This window comes from Roseiconus lacunae, from assembly GCF_008312935.1.
GTDB lineage: Bacteria > Planctomycetota > Planctomycetia > Pirellulales > Pirellulaceae > Stieleria > Stieleria lacunae.
Map to the genome: position 1 here is coordinate 311,172 of NZ_VSZO01000012.1, position 21,307 is coordinate 332,478.

Genomic DNA, 21,307 nt, shown 5'->3' on the forward strand with positions numbered 1-21,307 from the left:
ATCAGATTCATACGAAGCACTAGGAAAGCCGTTACAAGTAGAAACCGATGCGGACAGATCGGTTAAAGAACGTATGATTGAGTAGACGTCTTTGCAAGATTCGCGAAGGACTGACTAGCATCCAAGGTGAACGCCCTAGCGGCGTTTGAATTCCAGCAGGCAATGCAGCCATGCGATCGGCATTACACAGCCGACTGCGGCGGTCGACGCCCGCCCACACCACTCGCGATGACACACCGTTTGCCCAATCGAAACGTGACTGAACGAATCGCCCCGCATTCTGAGCCGCCAAACGCCCCATACCCGAGACGGATATCGGGGACATCGACTCGATCGGCTTCCCGGCAGCAACGCCGGTCGCGGCGACTCTCTCTCGAGCGGTTTGAGTCGCGTCAATTGATGGCCGCAGACGTCCCTTTCGGTGCGACACCGGTCGATACCGGCGAATTTTTACTGGGGACCATCACAGTCACACCCGTTTTCTTCGAAAGTGATGGATCGATCGATTCAAACACCGAGGACTGGACCGCTCAAGAAATCGACGCCACGCTGGCAAAAATCGAAGACAGTGTTCAATGGTGGGCCGATCTGCTAGCGACGAAAACTTCGGTTCACACCTTGGACTTCGTCGTCGACGAAACCTACGCAAGGAACCCGGTGCAGACGGGGTATGAACCGATCACACGGACCAGCGATACGTTTCAGCGATACGTGGGTAGCTGGCTGACCGGACTGGGCTATGGCGACGCACCGTCGATTGAACGAGCCGTCCACCTATTCAACGACTCCCAGCGTCAATCCTATCAGACCGATTGGGCATTCACGGTTTTCGTCGTGGACTCTTCCAACGATGCCGATGGGTTCTTCGCCGATGGCGGGTTCCTGGGCGCTTTCGCCTACCCGGGCGGACTGTTCATGGTGATCCCCAGTGAGCGTCCCACATCGACCTACAGCCATGAAATGGGACACATCTTCTGGGCCCGTGACCAATACCCCGGTGCGGGAAGCTGGACCGATCAGCGAGGATACTACAACGCACAAAACTATAACGCCGCTGATAATCCGACTCCTGGATTCGTCCAACAAGATAGCATCATGCGCGGGGGCTCAGCCTCGGTCAATGCATTCAACCAACTGGTGACCGAACCGTCTGCGCTCGCGATGGTTGGATGGCAGGACAGCGACGGCGATGGCATCTTTGACGTCGCCGATGTTCCGCTGACGATCGATGCGATTGCCGCATTTGACGCCGAAAATCAGACATTTGACGTTACCGGTTCGGCAGCGGTCGACACCCTAGCCAATCGGAACAGCGCGGGAATGCAAAGCGATATCACGCTCGCCCGAATCCGTGAATTGGAGTACCGCCTTGATGGTGGTGCCTGGCAGACGGCGCTAATCGCCGATGATACCGAGATCACGTTCGACTTGGACATCGACGCCGCAGGGGCAAGCACGCTCGATTTTCGTGCGATCGACACATCGACGGGAATCACGAGCGAAATCCTAAGTGCTAGCACCCTGATTCCCGCGTTTTCCGGACTGGGCGGCGTCTATGCCTTTCTTGATACCAACGAGAACGGACGACGCGACGAAGGCGAAAGCCTATTCACAAACGGAACACTCAATCTCAAACGCTCCGACGGCAGTTCGCTTAGCTACCAAGCATTCGACGCGGCGACACTACCTGCGGGCAACGTCGCGAGCCAAGGTGGCGTGACGCTCTCGGCAGTCGGTGACGACACCGATGGTCAGATCGCGGTCCGAACGTCGACAACCGATTTGTCGGGCGTTTCTGTTTTTCAGTTCTTTGACACCGACCGCGGCGTCTGGAAAGACGCCTTCGGTGCCGATCAACAACTGCAAGTGTCCGGTGACCAAACGGTTGGTGCAGTCGTCGTTGACTTTCGGGCAACCGACACCGGCGGCTATGGCTACGAAAGTGGAAGCTACGCCCGCGTCGAAGCCTATGACAGTGCGGGCAATCTAATCGAACGCGTTACCAGTCCGTTAATCATGGCCGGTGAAACGGGACGAGTCAGCCTGCACCATTCCACCGGACAAATCGCCAAAGTTCTCATCTTTGGACATGCCGAAACAGAAATTCTTGTCGAGTCCATCCAGTTCGGCACCGAATCGATTGCCGAAACTGAAGGTGATGGGCTGCTGGCAATCGATGGGCTGGCGGTAGGGCAGTACCAATTGGAAACAACCGCCGACAATCTGATCTATCAATTCAGTTCGACGACCATCCCTCTCGAGCTTAATGAATCGATGAATTCGGTTGCTCTACCCGTCATCCAAGTGGATAGCCCGCGTTTCAATCAAACGCTCCCTGGGGATACCAACGGTGATGGGATGGTTTCGGTCCGCGATGCGCTGGTGGTCATCAACGACATTGCCCGACTTGGTAATCGAACTCTTGGTCCTGACGAACTTTCTGGATTCGACGTCGACGTCAACAACGACGGTGTCGTGTCCCCGATCGACGCGCTGCGTGTCATCAATCTGTTGTCAATTGCCAGGACGGAAGGTGAAATCGCCGAGGGCGAATCCGTTTCGTCGGCCGATTCCACGATGAGCAGTCAGGCAGTGGACGATTACTTTGCTTCATCGGCAAGCTTGCATACGACCTCCGCTTCATCCAATCCACTGGCCGTCTGTAGCGTTGATTGGCCGGACGAGACGCTCGACTCGTCAAAACTTTTCTAATCGAGTACTTCGGTGTGATTTCATGGATCGCCAGTGGATTTAGCCACGGAGTCGGTCCATTAACCGTGGTTTTCTCCGTCGTCTGATCGTTCCCACCGGAGAATTTAGTCGAATCGAAGCACTCTTTTTTCGGTCGGGCCCAAACGTTTAGCGAGTTCCGCGATGTCCCGCTCCGTCAGGCTCGCGGCTGATCTCACACTCGATTTCTCGGGACCGCTTGTCTGCTTCGGGCGAGAAACGCCTACTCCGTAGCTCATCATTGAGCGAAATGTGGAACTCTGCGGGCAAACCGACATCGGACGCAAGTGAGGGCTACCCCTCATCCGATAGCTTCTTTCGAGCAGATGCCTCAAAGATCACCGGCGAGCGTTTCTAACGGCGTTTTACGGTGTTTTCGGCAGGATTATGCAGCAGTCCCCCACAAACTCTGCCTCGTTGCGGTCGCTTTGCGAACTGATTTAATCGGAATATCTGGAACTCTGAGGGTTGAGCGACATCTAACCCGAACGGAACGGTCCAATTTCCCACGCAACCAGAACGTTGATAAAGCGGGCGAGGGAGATAATATAGGGCCAATATTCAGGCTGGCTAATTTTTGCGGCCCCGGTTTCCAAGGAATGCGGGGTCCCCGTCAGTCGAATACGACCTCCTCGACCTGCCACGCGACCGAGTCCCGAGTCCCCGGCTAACACGTTCTACTTCATCTCTCCGGATTTCCAGATGAAAAGCCTGCGTCAGTTGCTCCGCCGTCAGAAAGCCCAGAGTGCGGAACGATCTCACAAAACCCGCGCCGCCCGCAATGGCATTACGCGACGGTTGAATTCTCAGATGCTGGAGCAGCGTCAACTGCTGGCAGCGGACTTCAATGATGCCCACAACTACTGGCACGCGACCGACGTCAATCAAGACGGGATTGTGTCACCGAGCGATGCGCTCGCGGTGATCAACTATATCGCGGCCAACGCTGGTGCCGCACAAGGAGAGCAAGTCGACTCTGATTTGGACCCATTCGATCAGCGAAAAGTCGATACAAACAACGATGGAAACGTGACGCCCAGCGACGCGCTTTCGGTGATCAACGCCGTTGCTCGCGGTGAGCAAATGGACGCGCTCGTCGAGTTATTCCTTTCCGCTCGCGACCGTGACGACAATTTACTGCCCGAAGATGGCAATGGTGTCATTACGGTCGGCACCGGCATTGAGAATTCGTTCTTCCTCGAAGTTGCTTATTCGGACCTTCGCGGCTTCGGGGACGACCTCGGTATTTTCTCGCTGTACCCTGATGTTGGCGTCAGCATGGGCGGCGTCCTCATGCCAGTCTTGCGTGAAGCTCAGCGAGTGGTATTCGATGAAGCGATTCGCGACAGCAGTTCCGGCTCTTTAACGATTGGAATCGAGGGATCGTCGACGACCGTTGATGTTCCTCTCTCTGACATCCAAAGTGGATTCGCGACACCGCTACGCAATGCACTCGTCAACGACTTCGGATACGACGCCGATGATTTCGAGATCACCGAGCCCCTGTTCCTCCGTGGAGACAGCGGCCGGGACCTTGGATTTCAAATCGTGTACACCGATGAATCCTTTGGCAATGTCGACCTACCTGACTTGATTCTCACGGCGAACTTCGACAACCAAGTCGATGTCACCTTCACCGAGTTCGCACCGTTTGAAGCCGATGGAGTCACCCCGAACGACGCGGCTTTCGAATTTAACTTGGACATCCGTAGCCGGACGCTTAATGACAACGACAAATTCTATGAATTTTTGAATGACGGATCATTCGATAGCGAGACAGGCTTCACCAGCATCGGTGGTGTTGGCGAGATTCAGCTCAATGGTGTTCGAGGCGCCGACGACAATGGAATGTTGATTGAGCCTTTCGACGCATTTCGCTTTGAAGTCTTTTTGAGCCAGCCGGTATCTAGCTCGAATCCTTTGGTCGTTGACGTTAATCCTGGAGCCGGCGTTGACCCCCTCACACTTTATGGGGATACCGAAGAGAACGTCCCAGATGATTTGGTGATCATCGACGAAGACGCCCGGGTCACATTCAGCACCGGCGCGGTGATCAACACACCTCCGACCGTTTCACCGGTCCCGCTGGAAGCGACATTCACCGAAGACGACAACACCGACAGTGTCGATTTGTTGACCGGAGCCAGCGATGCCGATGGAGACACGCTTTCAGTTTCGAACTTTAGCTTCACCGGCGGCGACACCAGCGGTGTCTCTCTCAATGGCACCTCGATCGACGTCACCCCGTCGATCTATAACTCACTCGCCGTAGGCGAAAGCGTGGTGATTACCGCGACCTACGACATCATCGACGGCAATGGTGGATCGGTCGGCCAAACACTTTCGTTGACCGTCACCGGTGTTAATGACGCTCCGGTGGTTAGCGGCCCGATCACTGAATCACGCAGCGAAAACGCCCCTTCATTCATTATCGACTTGCTGCAAAACGCATCCGATGTCGATACCAGTGACACCCTGGACGCGATCAACATCGTCCAGAACGGCTCCGACGATGCATCGGGAATCACGGTCGACGATACGAACAATCAGATCACCGTTGATCCTTCCGCTTACGCCGCGCTCAATGATGGCGAAAGCGTGACGGTGACGTACGACTATCAGGTCACCGACGGCAACGGCGGAACGGTCAACACCACCGTCGCGATCACGATTAACGGCGATACGCCGAACCAAAATCCGGTCGTCAGCGGTCCGGTCATCGAAACGTTTAGTGAGAACGATGCCAACGCGACTGTCGATTTGCTCGACGGAGCCTCAGACCCGGACACCGGTGACGTACTCAACGTCGCGGACTTGACCTTGGTCAGTGGCGATGCCAGTGGCATTACCGTCGGCGGCAACACGCTTTCGGTCAGCCCGTCGACCTACAACTCGCTGCCCGAAGGCTCCAGCGAGACCATCGTCTACAGCTATAACATCACGGACGGCGAAGGCGGCACCGTCGCACAAACCGCGACCGTAACGATCAACGGTGCCAACGATGCACCGACCGTCAACGGCCCGCTGACGCTGACGGCGACCGAAGATGACAACAGCACCAGTTTGAATCTGCTTGATGGTGCTGCGGATCCGGACACAGGCGACAGCGTTTCTGTCGACGGCCTGACACTGGCCTCTGGTGATGACGCCGGAATCAACATTTCCGGAAGCTCACTGGCGATCGACCCATCGGCTTACAACGCATTGGCAGCCGGTGAATCCGAAGTCATCGTTTACACCTACAACGTCATCGATGGAAATGGTGGAACGACGGCTCAATCGGCGACGATCACGATCACCGGCGTCAACGACGCCCCGACCGTCGGAGCACCGATCAGCCAAACGTTCACCGAAGATGACGCCTCGGCATCGGTCGACCTGCTCGCCGGGGCGGCGGACGCAGACACCAGCGATGTACTCACCATCGCAAACTTCAGCACGGTTTCGGGCGATTCGAGTCCCTTCACCATCGTCAACGACAATTCGATTTCGTTCGCCCCCTCGGCCTATAACAGCTTGGCTGCAGGTGAATCAGAAATCGTCGTCGTGAATTACGACGTGGTCGACGGAAACGGCGGTTCGGCGGCTCAGACGGCAACGATCACCATCACCGGCGTTAACGATGCCCCGACCGTTGGCAACGCCTTGGCATTCACATTCAACGAGGACCAAGGCACTCAGACCGCTTCGCTGCTTGACGGTGCTTCTGACCCAGACGCAAGCGACACCCTTTCGGTCACCGGTGTATCGGTCACCGGTGATGATAGCGGTGTCACCCGCAACGGTGCGAACCTATCGATTGACACCAGTGCTTACGGTGCCTTGAACGAAGGCGAATCTGCCGTGATCACGTTTACCTATCAAGTCACCGATGGCACGGCGAGCGTCAATCAAACAGCAACCGTCACGATCGAAGGCCGCGACGAAGGCATCCCCGTTGTCTCCGGCCCGATCACGATCTCGTTTGATGAAGACGACAACAACGGCACGGTCGATATGCTGGCCGGTGCATCCGATCCTGACCAGGACCCGCTTACGGTCATCAATGCCGTCGTCACCAGTGGTGACGCGAGCGGAGTGACGATCGACGCGGCCAACGCACAGTTGTTGATCAATCCCTCGGCTTACAACGATTTGAACACCGGCGAAACGGAAGTCATCGTTGTCAGCTACGACATCAGCGACGGAAACGGCAATAGCGTCGCTCAGACCGCGACGATCACGATCATCGGTGAAGACGAGCCGCTGATCCAACCGTCGACGATCTCCGGACAGCTCTATATCGACCACGTCGAAAACCAAGAGGACGTCGCCAATAATGGTGCGACCCCGATTCGAAACGGTGTCCACGATGACGACGAGCGAACACTCGGTGGCGTGCTGGTTCGATTGCTGCAAGTCACCGGCAACGGTGAAGCCGAAGTCGCCTCGGTGTTGACCAATAACGAAGGCGAGTACTCCTTCACCGACCTGGATCCTGGCACCTACATTGTCGATTACAACCTGCCTTCGTCGGTGATTTACACCGGAAGCAAACGGGGTGTGATCGTCATCGACGAGGCTGGCGGTGAATCCGAATCCGGACCAAGCCTGAATGCGGTCGGCATCGTCGGCGTCCAACAACGCATCGACCTGCTAGCCAAAACGTACTTGGATGCCGATATCCTTGACACCGGTAGCGACAGCACCGGTACTTCGGGTGGCTCGGTTCACCTGAACGCCGACGGCACCCAGCAGATGTTCATCGCCAGCGGTGAGTTCGATGCCCAGTATGCCGAAGTCGTTCTCAATGAGGCCCGCGACGCAGCCTTGTTGACGATCATCGACAGTGCCGGCGAAGTGAAATCGGCACGCTTAGACATGGATCAATTCGTTGTCACAGGCGATGGACACGGCGTTCGCTTCTTCGGAACGATGCAAGATTTCAACTTCGTCCAATCGAGCGACGACCTTCTCCGAGAAGAATTCGAAGACTATCGTAACGCGATCGACCAAATCCTTTCGGACCTGTAAGCCGATTGGGATCGGGCCCCTTGCCGTCCGATCAACGATCCAACAAAATCCTTCACAAACCGCCGATGAATTTCATCGGCGGTTTTCTTTTTGACTGGCGTATTTATTCACGACCTACCATCCGTTCCCTTCCCGCCGATGTCCGCCCACCGCATTCGCTTGCGACGCCCCTGGCTACGTGTAAGCGTCCCGGGTTCGACGGCTGAACGAGTCGATGTTCCTGATCCGGCAACGGACTACGATTCGCCGCCGACGCAAGTCCGCTACAACCGAAACTTCAATTGCCCGACCGGATTGACCGATCAGGCGTCGGTCAGATTGCAAATCACTTCGCTTCAGGCCGATCACGCTGTCATTCGATTGAATGAGTCAATGATTTGGGAATCCGATTCGGGAACTCACCAGGTGTCCGCCCCGATCGAAGTCGAAATTCAGACGTATCTCCGTACCGCCAATCGGCTCGAAGTCGAATTGAACCGTAGTCCAGATAAATCAGGCCGGCCCCAAAACCTGACCATCGACGGCGAAGTCACCTTGCTGATCGAAGAACGATAAAACGTCGAACGGCGGTTTCCTTTGCCCCTCACGTTCAAAACCGCTACGATAACTTGTCAACGAAAAATCCTATCGGTTGTAGGACAGAGGCTACGTAAAGCAGTTCTGGAGAATGCCATTCCGGAGTCTGTGCTATTCCTAGCCTGCGTCTCATCGAACACTGCGATCCGAACGCGATTGCATCGGTCCTGTGAAAAGCAGAGTCGGCTCACAAACAAGTTTGCATTAATCGCCGGATCGGCGTTAAATCGCAACGAACGGGTGGACAACATGGGGGAACATGATCGATCTTTAGATGACTCAGCGATCCAGCTCGGTCGGGCACACGGCATTTGCCGGTGCAACAGAGTCCCGCTGAACGATGATCGACGGTCGAGTCGACGACGATGGATCTTGAAGCGACCGGATCAGAGACGGCGTTTCTCCTGTCTGGTGTTCCTGCCCGTCTTGTGTTGGACATTCATCTTCCCGGCAAATCGCATCGGTGCCGATGACCAACCGATCAATCAACGTTTACTGCAGCGCCTGTTGGGGCGGCACGATCGCGCGCGGCTTGCGGCGATGATGTCGATCGGAACAGACTACCAAAGCCGAATCGAGGCACTTCCGACGGTTCTCAAAGGACTGGAACAATTAAAAGACGATGCCCGATTCACTCGGCCGCCTAAACCCGGGGTTCCGGAACTTCCTGACGGAATCTTGCAAATGATTCAGTTCGCCGGCGGCCTCGACCGTCCGGAATCGACCGACACACTTTGCGATCTGCTGTCGATGCAACGGATCACCTGGGTGCTCGCAAGCGCACAAACACTTGGGCACAACCGGCATCACTCGGCCATCGATTCGATCAACTCGCTCGTCGATTCGGATTTTTTTGACGAGAACTATGGTTTTCGTTTCACCGTCGCTCGCGCATTGACAGAAATGAATCATCCCGATGCCTGGGAATCGCTCGCGAACATTGCCCTTCACGTCGACGGTCAACTCGCCTATTTGCTCGAACAAGAATTCCAGGAGGTCTCGGTAGACGCATTTCTTGGGGAGCAAAAACGCTTTCAAGCCTGGCGGGATTCTTTGGGTTTCAATTCCAAAGACGCTTCCTCGCTAGCCCCCTCCGGCGGAAATGCCTTAGCCGAAGCTGCGCGGATTCTCAGCGGAAAACCGGCTAAGGAATCGGGCCCTACGTCAACGCCAGAAATGGCAGGCGATCTCCCGTTACCGGAAAAGATGAGCCTTTCGTCGGGGCAGTCTGCCGTGTCATACTTGCGTGAAAAGCGACTTCATCCGTCACATTACTACGGCATCGAAATCTATGCAAAACGATTGCTATTCGTTCTCGATCGCAGTGGCAGCATGGACACGATGATCTATGGACAAAGTCGAATGCAGCGAGCCAAACGGGAACTTATTGCGGCAATCCAAGGCTTGGACCCCGAATGCGAATTTGGCATCATCGTGTTCGATAGCTCTGTTCGTGCTTGGCGAAACGATCTCGTCAAGGCCGAAGAACAAACAAAACGCGAGGCCATTCAGTACGTTTCAAATCTGGCGTGTGGAAACCGAACCAACACTTACGCTGCCCTTCGACAATCTTTGGAATTTAATCCTCAAGTCGAGGCAGTATTCTTGCTGACCGATGGCCAGCCTACGACAGGGCAATTGGTGAATCCATCTGCAATCTTGCTGGATGTGTTAAGGCGCAACCAAGTTCACAACATCACCATCAACACCGTCGCAATCGCTGTCGAACCGGTAATGGAAACATTCCTTCGCCGCCTAACCGAGCCCAGTCAAGGCGAATGCCGAGTCGTCGACTAAAGCGACGTACTTTTCTAGAAATCGAGCCAAACGAGTGTTACCGTCGCGCTTCGCTACCGGTTTTTACTAGCCATTAACGCGAGACGAAATGCGCCGTGTCTCCATTGCCACAACCGTTAGCTCGGGAAATTTCTTGCCAGCGACTGACCTCGAATCCAAACTTGCCATCCTAGCCGACGCCGCAAAGTACGATGCGTCGTGCGCAAGCAGCGGATCAAAACGTGAAAGCCGAGGCGGACTTGGTAGCACCGAAGGCATGGGAATCTGCCACAGCTACACGCCCGATGGTCGCTGCGTGTCATTGTTGAAAGTATTGCTAACGAACGTTTGCATCTACGACTGCCAATACTGCGTCAACCGTGTCAGTAGCGACACGCCGCGGGCACGGATGTCGGTCGAGGAAGTGGTGCGACTGACAATGGATTTCTATCGCCGCAACTACATCGAAGGGCTGTTTCTCAGTAGCGGGATCATTCGCTCTTCCAACTACACGATGGACCAACTTGTTCAGGTCGCGAAGACACTCCGCGATCGAGAAAACTTTCGTGGATACATCCATCTGAAAACAATCCCAGGTGCCGATGAAGAACTGATCGAGGAAGCCGGACTGTACGCCGACCGTTTGAGCGTCAATATCGAGTTGCCGACACTTGGTGATCTACAGCAACTCGCACCCGAAAAGAAACGTGATGAAATTGAAGACACGATGGGGCAAATCAAAGTACGTCGCGACGAAGTCGACGCCGACAAAAAGAACGGACTCCGGCCGCCCCGCTTTGCCCCCGCAGGACAAAGTACACAGATGATCGTCGGTGCGACGCCGACAACCGATCGTGACATCCTCGCGACCAGTAGCACGCTATATCAAACTCATCGTTTACGGCGAGTGTATTACAGCGCGTTCAGCCCGATCCCGCATGCCGATTCACGACTACCGGGGCAGGCCCCACCGTTGGTCCGCGAACATCGTCTCTACCAAGCAGATTGGCTAATCCGATTCTACGGTTTTGACGCCGGTGAATTGACTTCAGACGAACAAGCAAACTTGTCGCTGGAACTTGACCCAAAGCATGCTTGGGCCTTGGCACACCGCGAGCAGTTCCCGATCGATATCAACCTCGCCGCGCGAGAGATGCTACTTCGTGTCCCCGGAATCGGCGAACGCGGAGTGAAACGAATCTTGCGGACCCGAAAACATCATGCCATCCGTGACGAGGACCTCTCGCGACTGGGCATTGTTTACCGACGCGCTCGTCCGTTTATTATCACCGCCGATCGACACCCCGGTCCGCTGATGATCGATCGTGCAGATCTGATCGAAAAAACACGCCCAAAGCAACGTCAGTTGATGCTTTTCGATGCCGCCGATTCGGCTTCGAACGGCCAAGTCTGATTGCATCGCGATGAGCACTTCGAACTACCACGCACCGGTCCATTCGTTTCGATCCTGGCGAGACGCGGCACGAAGGTATTTACAGGCCGGTGTCGCGCCCGAAAACATTCGCTGGGTCGATCGACGCTCGGGCGCAAACCAAAGCCAACAAGACCTATTTGCTTCGGGCGAACCTGATTTTCCTCCGCAGACGCCGCCTCTCGATACGATCAATGTACCCTCGTCGTTTCTTGAAATCGCGCCCACGGTCGCATGTCATCGATCCGCCGAATGCTGGAGTTTGCTCTATCGATTGCTTTGGCGTCTGACCCATAGCGAAAAACACCTCTTGATGATCGCTAGCGATCCAGATGTGGTTCGCTTGACCCGGTTTGAAAAAGCCATCCGCCGCGATAGTCATAAGATGAAGGCGTTCGTTCGCTTTCGACGCTCCGTTGACGATTTAGGCGAACACTACATCGCATGGCACCGCCCCGATCACTTCATCTTACGTCACACGGCGCCGTTCTTTCGCCGTCGATTTGACGTGATGCGATGGACGATCATGACACCTGATGAATCCTGTCATTTCGATGGTGACAAACTGATCTTCGGCGCAGGAATGCCTCGCAGCGAAGCGCCGAACGAGGATGAACTTGAACCACTCTGGAAAACCTACTACGCCAATATCTTTAACCCAGCGCGAATCAAACTCGATGCGATGCGTGCCGAAATGCCTAAGAAGCACTGGCCGACGCTTCCAGAAACAGAAATGATCGGCTCAATGCTTCGTGAAGCACCCCGCAGGGTGGATCAAATGATCCAAACCACGAACACAATCTCGAGTGCGCAATCGTTTGTTCCAGAGCATGCATCGATCGAAGGCCTCCGTCTGGCCGCAAGCAAATGTCAAGGTTGCTCGCTCTGCCAATCGGCGACACAAACGGTTTTCGGACATGGCCCGGCGACGGCATCCGTTGTCGTGATCGGAGAACAGCCAGGTGATCAAGAAGACGTCACAGGGAAGCCGTTTGTCGGCCCCGCCGGACAGCTACTGCGTGAGGAATTGATGAGCGTAGGAATTGACCCGGAAAGCGTTTACATGACCAACGCGGTGAAGCACTTCAAATTTACGCGTTCATCGAAACGACGACTCCACAAAAAACCCTCCGCAAGGGAAGTCGCTGCATGCCGACCATGGTTGGAGGCAGAGTTGAAACGCATCAAGCCGGCGCAGATCCTTTGCCTCGGTGCGACCGCGGCAAGTGCGATTCACGGCCCCAACTTCCGACTTACACAACAGCGAGGCGCATTCATCTCGACTCGGTTTGCCGATCAAACATTCGCGACCTACCATCCATCAGCGATTTTGAGAGCGGAGCAAACATCGGCTCAAAACGAGACGGCGTCTCAGATTCGAGACCTTTTTCATCGTGACCTCAAAGCATTTGCATCCCATATCAAGGCACCGCCTGCATAATTAATTGTTGCCTTTCGTACCCTCCGTGTTCCTTGCGGTTCAACGTTTCCTATGAACGGCTGATGTTACGTAGACCACTTATCAGTCGGCGGTTTTGGCTGCGTACATTGCACAAAAAACGTGGCAACTCGATTCGGTTGGTCCCAGATCCAGATGTTGACGAAACGCTTACGCTCCACGGTCTTTGGTGTGAACGGTTAAGAGTGTCGCCATTTGACGACACCACCAAATTGATGACACCAATTCGTTTAAGTTCGCGGAATAAAGATCGTCTGTGTCATCTTCTGATGGAATCTTTCCAATCGCGATGAGTCTAACCCGATTAGAGCCTCTACTCTGCTGCTGCGTTTGTTTCCGAGACCGGTAACGGATAAGACCAAACGAACCTTATAGCAGCATGTCGCTTGAAAGATCGATAAAGGGTTGCGACCGATGCCGTAGAGACCGAGGTGCCCCCATCAGTGGGCCAAGTGTGGTGTCACGAAAAGACTGCGCCTACTAGAAGGTAGCCCACCACCCTGCTGCGTAGTCAGGACCTTCAAACGGTTAGTGCTGTTCCCAGCCCAAGTGTTGATCCCTGTGATATCCAAGGCCGCATAATCATCACAACGACTGCATCACTCTCATAAAATCGAAGGTCAATTTGACTTAGTGAAAGTAAAGTCGTGAATTCGAATTATTGTGCGGTTCGTTTACTGGCGGCACGCGTTTTGCTTCTGACCGAATCAATCCCCCCAACCCAATCCACAATCCGTTCGTAACTATATGAGACTTCCTTTCTTCGCATCCGTTTTCGCAATTGCGTTTCTTTTCGTCGGATCGACGACGTCTCATGCAGGCCTGATGTATCTCAGCCTCTCTGCAGAGGGAAACCCAAGCAACCAAGTCGAAGTTGGAGAATCGATCACGATCAATGTGACATTGAACGATATTGATCCAGGCTGGCGGGTTGTCTGGGGAGTGGGAATGGATCTGCCAGAGAATTTTTCGGCCGCAACTGATTTCGACTTCACTCCTCCTATGGGACGGCCCCTTGCTCAGTTGTCGGGCATCAACCCGCTCGGGAATTTTGGTCCCGAAGACTTTTCGACTTTGATGGTGTCGGTGCCGTCAAACAACTCATCAACATTTTCATTTTCGACGACTGCGACTAGCGTTGGGCAAAGTGTTTTTGTCGCCCAGGGCCTAGCGATCGGTGTCGGACCGGGATTCGGTGGAATCTCGTTCGTGCCGCTATCGGCGGAATTGACACTTGACGTACAAGCTCCGTCCTCGGCGCCCCCGTCGGCCGCTCAAACCCCCGAACCTTCTTCGCTTGCAATCATTGGCAGCCTTGCGGGACTGACTGTCCTAAGAAGGCGCCGACGAGGCTAAACGCTTCGGCGGTCGCTGTGCCGATGAGCGGGAGATTGGGACGCGACTTCGACAGCCACGATTCCGTTTGATCAATCGACGCGAACGTCCACTGTTCAATCGGATGGGCACAAGTTTCTGTGCGTCAAATCACTGTGCGTCAAATCACAGTGGGTCGAATCTTTGCGATTCACTGCAATGACGCATAGGGGATATCCTGTCATCAACAGGGATCTACTTTCTTACGAGCGGTGCGACCGAGATAACGCGGCGACCTACTTGGTGGCCGCGAATCAACGGTGCGGCCGTTATTCTGGGTCATAGCCCAAGTTGGGCGACAGCCAGCGTTCGACCTCGATCAACGGCTGGCCTTTTCGCTTCGCATAGTCCTCGATTTGTTCCTTCGTCATTCGGTCGACGGTGAAATATCGTGCTTCGGGGTGGGCAAAGTACAATCCGCTGACCGACGCGCCCGGCGTCATCGCAAATGAACTAGTCAGTTCAACCGTGGTATTTTTCTCGGCATCGAGCAAATCAAACAGCGTCCGCTTTTCGGTGTGATCTGGGCAGGCAGGATAGCCCGCGGCAGGTCGAATACCGCGATACTTCTCACTGATCAATTCGTCGTTAGTGAGCGTCTCCTCGTTCCCGTACGCCCAATCTTGGCGAGCTTTTCGGTGTAGCAACTCGGCAAATGCTTCGGCCAATCGGTCCGCGATCGCTTGGACCATGATGGCGTTGTAATCATCGCCGGCTTGTTTGTACTTCAGTGCGAGTGTCTCGGCGCCAATCCCTGCGGTCACGACAAAGCCGCCGATATGGTCCTGCCGACCACTGTCGAGCGGGGCGATGTAATCGGCAAGGGAACGGAAGTCTTTTTGACCACGGCGTTCCCATTGTTGCCGCAGAAAATGCAATCGCTTTAGTTCCGTCGATCGCGTCTCGTCGGTGTAAAGGATGACGTCATCTCCATCGCTGGCGGCTGGCCAGAAACCGTACGCCGCACGAGCCTGCAACGATTCATCGGCGATGATTTGGTCAAGCAATCGCTGAGCATCGTCGAATACCTTTCTGGCTTCCTCACCGACACGGGGATCGTCGAAGATCTTCGGATACTTGCCTTTCAGTTCCCAAGTCATGAAGAACGGTGACCAGTCGATGTATTCACGGATCTCGGCGAGCGAATAGTTCTCGAGCACACGAACGCCGGTGAATGATGGTTGATCAATCCGCACCGTGTCCCAATCCGTTTGGAATCGTTTTTCGAGCGCTTCCTGATAGGGGACAAGTTTTTGGTTACGCTCACGGAAACTGGCGACTAGCTCGGACTGGATATTAGTGTTGTTCGTGATGAAGTCGTTTCTAAGATCATCACTCAACAGGCTTTCCACAACTCCGACACTGCGACTTGCGTCGGCGACGTGAATGACGGGGCCTTGATAGGCAGGTGCGATTTTCACCGCGGTATGCTTTGCGCTAGTGGTCGCACCACCGATGAGCAAAGGCATTCGCATTTCACGCCGCTTCATCTCGCGTGCGACCGTGACCATTTCGTCCAGACTTGGTGTGATCAACCCTGACAAACCGATCATATCAACGTCGTGTTTGATCGCTTCGTCAAGGATTGTTTCGAAGCTCACCATGACGCCCAGATCGATGACTTCAAAGTTATTGCACTGCAACACAACCCCAACGATATTTTTTCCGATGTCGTGAACATCACCTTTGACGGTGGCGATTAAAAACTTTCCTCGAGAGGACGCTTGATCGAGTCCGGCTTGTAGTTTTTCTTCTTCCATGAACGGTTCGAGATAAGCGACCGCCTTCTTCATCACCCGTGCCGACTTGACGACTTGGGGCAAAAACATCTTCCCTTCGCCGAATAGATCTCCGACGACTTGCATGCCGGACATCAATGGTCCTTCGATGACTTGCAAACAGCGATCGAAGCTTTGCCGTGCTTCTTCGGCGTCTTCTTCGATAAAGCGATCGATCCCCTTGATCAAAGCATGCTTCATCCGCTCGGCGACCGTAGCTTCTCGCCACGATAGATCTTCCCCAGACCGCTTCTTTCCACTGCCTTTGACCGTTTCGGCGAACTCTAACATGCGGTCGGTTGCGTCATCACGGCGGTTCAACAAGACATCTTCGACATGCTCCAGCAAGTCCTTGGGTATCTCTTCGTAAACATCCAATTGGCCCGCATTGACGATGCCCATGTCCAAACCGGCGTCGATCGCATGGTACAGAAACGCGCTGTGCATCGCTTCACGCACACGATCGTTGCCGCGGAACGAAAAGCTGATATTGCTGACGCCACCGCTGGTCTTAACGCCGGGGCATTCTTTCTTGATACGGCGGATGGCGTTGATAAAGTCGACGGCATAGTTGTTGTGCTCGTCGATCCCGGTCGCCACCGTCAAGATATTCGGATCAAAGATAATGTCTTCCGGAGGGAATCCGGCTTCGTTGACGAGTAGTTCATAAGCACGCTTGCAAATTCGAACCTTGTCGTCTTCGGTCGCCGCTTGCCCGTGTTCGTCGAACGCCATCACCACCGCGGCGGCACCGTACTGACGAACTAGGCGGGCGCGTTCTAGAAATTTCTCTTCGCCATCTTTCAGTGAGATTGAGTTAACGATCGCTTTCCCCTGAACGTTTTGCAATCCCGCTTCGATGACTTCCCATTTACTGCTGTCGATCATCACCGGGACCGATGCGGCAACCGAATCGCCAGCGATCAAACGCAAAAAACGCGTCATCGCATCGATTCCGTCTAGCAACGCATCGTCGAAGTTGATGTCGATAATCGTCGCACCATTTTCGACCTGTTCGCGAGCGACTTCGACGGCGGTGTCATAATCTTCATCGCGAATCAAACGGGCAAACTTTCGACTTCCCGTTACGTTGGTCCGTTCGCCGACCATTGTGAAGGGAACTTCCGGACGCATCACCATCGGGAGCTGACCGGATAGCCTCGTGTAAACCGGTCCGGAGCTTTCCTGCTTGGGTTTCAATCCATTGACCCGTTCCGCCATCGCTCGAATGTGATCCGGGGTCGTCCCACAGCAACCGCCCAGGATATTGACCCAGCCGTTATCGGCATATTCGCCAACGATGTCGGCCATCGCCTTGGGGCCCAGGTCGAACTGGCCCATGTCGTTTGGCAAGCCCGCGTTCGGGTGACAACTGACCGGGATATCCGCGACGTTGGATAGTTCTTCCAGGTGCGGACGCATCACGTCAGGCCCGAGCGCGCAATTCATTCCGATCGAAAGCATCGGAAAGTGTTCCAGTGCCGTGAAAAATGCCTCGACGGACTGGCCGCTGACAAACGTCCGACCGCCTTTGTCGAACGTGCCACTGACCATCACCGGGACACGTCGTCCGCCGGCATTGAAAAAATCTTGAATCGCGAACAAACACGCTTTCAAGTTCAGGGTGTCGATCGCCGTCTCTGGCAACAACATGTCGACACCGGCATCAACCAATGCCTTGACTTGAAATCGATAACTGTCGCGCATCTTTTCGAACGTCGTTTTCCGATGGGCCGCATCGTCGACGTCGGTGCTGATCGCCAATTGCATCGCCGTTGGACCGATCGAACCGGCAACAAAACGAGGCTTGTCCGGCGTTTTCTCGGTGAACTCCTCGGCAGCTTTCTTTGCGCATCGAACCGCCGCATGGTTGATTTCCGCAATCAACTCGTCGGACATATTGAATTCGATCGCGCCGACCGGAGACGCGCCAAAAGAATTCGTCTCGACGATATCCGAACCGGCTTCGAAATAGGCTCGGTGAATATCGGTGATCTTTTCAGGGTGCGTCAGACAGAGCACATCGCTGAAATTCTTCAAGTCGATGCTAGCATCGTGGTCCGCAAATCGGTCACCACGCACGCCCGCTTCATCCAGTTTCAAGCGTTGGATCATGGTGCCCATCGCACCGTCGAGCAATAGAATTCGCTCGCGGACAAGTTGCTGAAGAAGATGGCTGGTCGAATCAGGTTGAAGCATCGTTAATCTGCACGAACATGGGGTATTCAGTAACCGGCATTGTCTTGTGGTTAAGGCAAATTCACAAGTCGAACCGTAAAAGGATCGCCGAGTTCCGGCACCGCCGTGAACCGCGATCGCGAAAGAGAATTTTTGTGTCGGAACATCAGCCTTGCTTTCGTCGGGCCAGTTTCGCTATTCCGCAATAGCCTAAAGATCGACAGGGTCTTTCTGGGATCAAATTGAAATCATTGACGGACAAAAGCGGGCCACTCGCTGCGGAAATTCACGGATGGATTACGAACGAGACACAACTGAGAACGGGAAGAGCGCACGCCGAAACTGGCGTCGCGGCAAACCGACCTCGAATCCTAGCTCAGACAGCGTGCCGGCGCCTCCAATCGAGCCTTCCCCCGCACCAGAGCAACCCAGCGGGGAAATCCCCACCCTTTTCGAGCTTCCTGACTGCACTTCGGAAGGAATCCATCGACGACAAGAGGCGCAAATGCACCTCTATGACCTCCATCGCCCCCATTCCGGGCCACCGGCAAGCCACCTCGACCCGCCGTCGGGCAATTTCAGCAAGCTTTCCTCGCCGACGCCACATACCCCAGAGGGGACAACTCCCTCGCTGGATATCATCGACCCGAGTTTAGCGAACGGGGAAAACGCGGATCACGTAGCTCGCAGCGATACATTCGAATCACCAGATCAGCCCCCAGAACGAATCGCCGCTTATCACCCCGATGATCCACCCAAGTGGGCCGACTCGGGACGATCGGCATGGCACACCCGCGCCGGCATAGGCGTGTTGATGTTTGCCTTACTAACCCTTTCGTACATGTTCGGAAAACGATCGCACACGCCCCAAAACGACAACGACGCGACGATCGCTGAATTGACGATCAGCGAGGACGATTCTGTTGTCATGATCGCCGACGAAATCCTCGAGACCCCGGACGCAGTGGAACAAGTGGCCGCCGACGTCTCGGATGCTGAATCATCCCAAATCGCCACGGCGGGCGTTTCGCCGACCGACCCAACAATCCAACCCTCCGATGTCGATCCCCTGTCATCGCAGTCCACCGACGATCTGTTGGCTCGGATCGCAGACGCGGCGCAGTCGGTCCCCCCGCCAACGAATGCATCGAATGAAATCGTGGGTGCCCCCCCTCTCCCGATCACGCAGCCATCACGCGATTCCTTGTCGGCTCCAATCACCGCTCCTTTGTCTTCGCCTCTGACCGACGATCAGACTTCGGCGATGGAGTCACTGAATCCTGAATCCATCACCGAGCCTCAATTTGGACTCGACCGTTCGATCGATTCCGTAGTCTCTTACCGCGAAAACACGCAACGCGACGAAAGCGCCGCAGAGCATGACGAACACGATCTTCCGCAAGGGATGGCGGATCGCTTAAAGCTAGAAGATGGCCTGCGTTATACCGACACGCCTTATCCGATCGGTAACTTTCTTGAAATCTTGAAGGCCTGGGAAGCGTCTGAATTGCGCTAGTTCTGCGACGACGGAGTCTTTTGAATCAGTATGAGTATCAAACAATCATTTATCGGCGCCTATGCGCGCCAACGAGCCGGCCGACGTCCCGATCCGCACAACACCCCAGCGCCGGTCCAACGTCAACCGCAGTCGTCGGAGCCGCTGGTCGGTGACGATGACGCATCGAACCTAGAAACGCAAACATGGATCGAAGGCAAAGACGACAAGGTCTTGCGCATCGATCAACCTGCGACATCGGACGAAGGACCGGTCGCAGCGGAACCGTCGGCCGTCCCATCGGAACACGAAACAGAATCGTGGGCGAACCAGTCGATCGCGGAACAGTGGCTGGCGACCGAATCACATGTGATCACGGCCCCCCTGCTTGACCCGAGCTTCCAGAACGCTGTATTCGAGCAAGGTTTTACCGAGTCGCAACCGCCGGATGATGAAGCGCCTCAAACGGACACTCGTCATCACACGCGCCAATCATCGCCCGCTTCATCAAACGATGAAACGGTCGTAGCTGCTGACGAAGATTGGGTCGCCGAAGAACAGCCGGTCGCCGAAACAATCGACCACACGGCGTCTGCGGTCACGGAGCCTGAATCACCTGCGCTGCGATGGAGTGGTGCGGCCTGGGAAGTCGACGCGTTCTCGATCCCTCGGCATGTCGCGGATACGTTCTTCGAAGAGAAATTCTTTCGTTCGATCGCCGATCATCTCGGCCAATCGGTTCGCTCCGGACTACGCAGCATTTTGGTCACCAGTTTGTGCGATGGCGAAGGGCGCTCGACCACCACCCTGGGGACCGCGATCGCGGCAGCCGCGACCGGACTATCCGTTGCGATTATCGATGTTGATTTCGACGCACCCGGCCAAGCCGAACAGTTGCGTTTGGACATCGATTCCGACTGGGTCACCGCGATTCGTCAGGGCCAACCTCTCGAATCAATTGCGATCGCATCCTTGGAAGATGGCGTGACGTTGCTACCGTTGCTGTATTCCGACGAAAGCTCTGTACCGGCAACGTCCATGGACCTCGATCGTCTGATCGATCACCTCCATGGTTGCTTCGACCTAATCCTATTCGATGGTCCGGCGGTCAATTCCTGGGCAACAGCTCGACTGGCGTCGTCCGTGGATTCCTGTCTCATTGTGCGTGATGCCCGTCTGACAGGGAAATCGAATGTCGCCCTTGCCGCGGCCACCCTTCGTCGCCAGGGCGTACAGGGAATCGGTGTGGTCGATAATTTCGCCTAAGGCGACGCTTTGCCCGGTCAACCGGCGTTTGACTGGCCAATGATGATTGGAAACCCAAGAAGGGACGGCGCCATCGTCGCGTCTGATCTATCATAAACGCGAGTGTTCCGTTGATTTTCGGCTGCGCACCAGCCGAAAGGCTACGGTCACGTTTGTCCCGAGATCTCTTGGGTGAATGCATGCCGGCTAATGGAGCACACTCGAATCCATCGTCGATTGGCTCCCCCAGC

11 protein-coding genes are annotated in these 21,307 nt (G+C 55.1%); 9 read left to right on the plus strand and 2 right to left on the minus strand.

What is annotated here, in order from left to right:
- Window positions 1-31 precede the first annotated feature (31 nt).
- On the minus strand, window positions 32-325 hold the full coding sequence (locus FYC48_RS27850) for a hypothetical protein (protein WP_160149589.1): 294 nt from the start codon (window positions 323-325) through the stop codon (window positions 32-34).
- A 74-nt stretch (window positions 326-399) separates the two neighbouring features.
- Between FYC48_RS27850 and FYC48_RS17395 the strand changes: the two genes are divergently transcribed.
- The 7 genes from FYC48_RS17395 (at window position 400) to FYC48_RS17425 (ending at window position 14,342) form a co-directional block, all read left to right on the plus strand.
- A complete protein-coding gene (locus FYC48_RS17395; RefSeq protein WP_160149590.1) occupies window positions 400-2,712 on the plus strand; it encodes a dockerin type I domain-containing protein in 2,313 nt (770 codons plus the stop codon).
- A 720-nt stretch (window positions 2,713-3,432) separates the two neighbouring features.
- The gene (locus tag FYC48_RS17400; RefSeq protein WP_149497997.1) at window positions 3,433-7,743 is read left to right on the plus strand and encodes a cadherin-like domain-containing protein; all 4,311 of its coding nucleotides are present in this window, start codon (window positions 3,433-3,435) and stop codon (window positions 7,741-7,743) included.
- Window positions 7,744-7,881: 138 nt separating this feature from the next.
- Window positions 7,882-8,298: a hypothetical protein gene (locus FYC48_RS17405; protein ID WP_149497998.1), complete on the plus strand. Its 417-nt coding sequence runs from the start codon at window positions 7,882-7,884 to the stop codon at window positions 8,296-8,298.
- A gap of 393 nt (window positions 8,299-8,691) precedes the next feature.
- Window positions 8,692-10,116 carry a VWA domain-containing protein gene (locus FYC48_RS17410; protein WP_160149591.1) on the plus strand — a complete coding sequence of 475 codons (1,425 nt, stop codon included), beginning with the start codon at window positions 8,692-8,694 and terminating at the stop codon, window positions 10,114-10,116.
- An 88-nt stretch (window positions 10,117-10,204) separates the two neighbouring features.
- Complete coding sequence (locus FYC48_RS17415; protein WP_235034302.1) at window positions 10,205-11,509, plus strand: putative DNA modification/repair radical SAM protein; 1,305 nt, start codon at window positions 10,205-10,207, stop codon at window positions 11,507-11,509.
- Between the two features lie 10 nt (window positions 11,510-11,519).
- Complete coding sequence (locus FYC48_RS17420) at window positions 11,520-12,968, plus strand: UdgX family uracil-DNA binding protein (RefSeq protein ID WP_160149592.1); 1,449 nt, start codon at window positions 11,520-11,522, stop codon at window positions 12,966-12,968.
- A 765-nt stretch (window positions 12,969-13,733) separates the two neighbouring features.
- The gene (locus FYC48_RS17425) at window positions 13,734-14,342 is read left to right on the plus strand and encodes a PEP-CTERM sorting domain-containing protein (RefSeq protein ID WP_149498002.1); all 609 of its coding nucleotides are present in this window, start codon (window positions 13,734-13,736) and stop codon (window positions 14,340-14,342) included.
- 287 nt (window positions 14,343-14,629) lie between these two features.
- On the opposite strand, the gene metH is transcribed toward FYC48_RS17425, so the two are convergent.
- Window positions 14,630-18,337, minus strand: coding sequence for a methionine synthase (gene metH / locus FYC48_RS17430; RefSeq protein ID WP_149498003.1), 3,708 nt, complete (start codon window positions 18,335-18,337; stop codon window positions 14,630-14,632).
- Between the two features lie 484 nt (window positions 18,338-18,821).
- Here metH and FYC48_RS17435 point away from each other — a divergent pair, with 484 nt between their 5' ends.
- Both FYC48_RS17435 and FYC48_RS17440 read left to right on the plus strand, forming a co-directional pair.
- Window positions 18,822-19,832: a RodZ family helix-turn-helix domain-containing protein gene (locus tag FYC48_RS17435; protein WP_149498004.1), complete on the plus strand. Its 1,011-nt coding sequence runs from the start codon at window positions 18,822-18,824 to the stop codon at window positions 19,830-19,832.
- A gap of 30 nt (window positions 19,833-19,862) precedes the next feature.
- Window positions 19,863-21,077 carry a division plane positioning ATPase MipZ gene (locus FYC48_RS17440; protein WP_149498005.1) on the plus strand — a complete coding sequence of 405 codons (1,215 nt, stop codon included), beginning with the start codon at window positions 19,863-19,865 and terminating at the stop codon, window positions 21,075-21,077.
- Window positions 21,078-21,307: the final 230 nt, after the last annotated feature.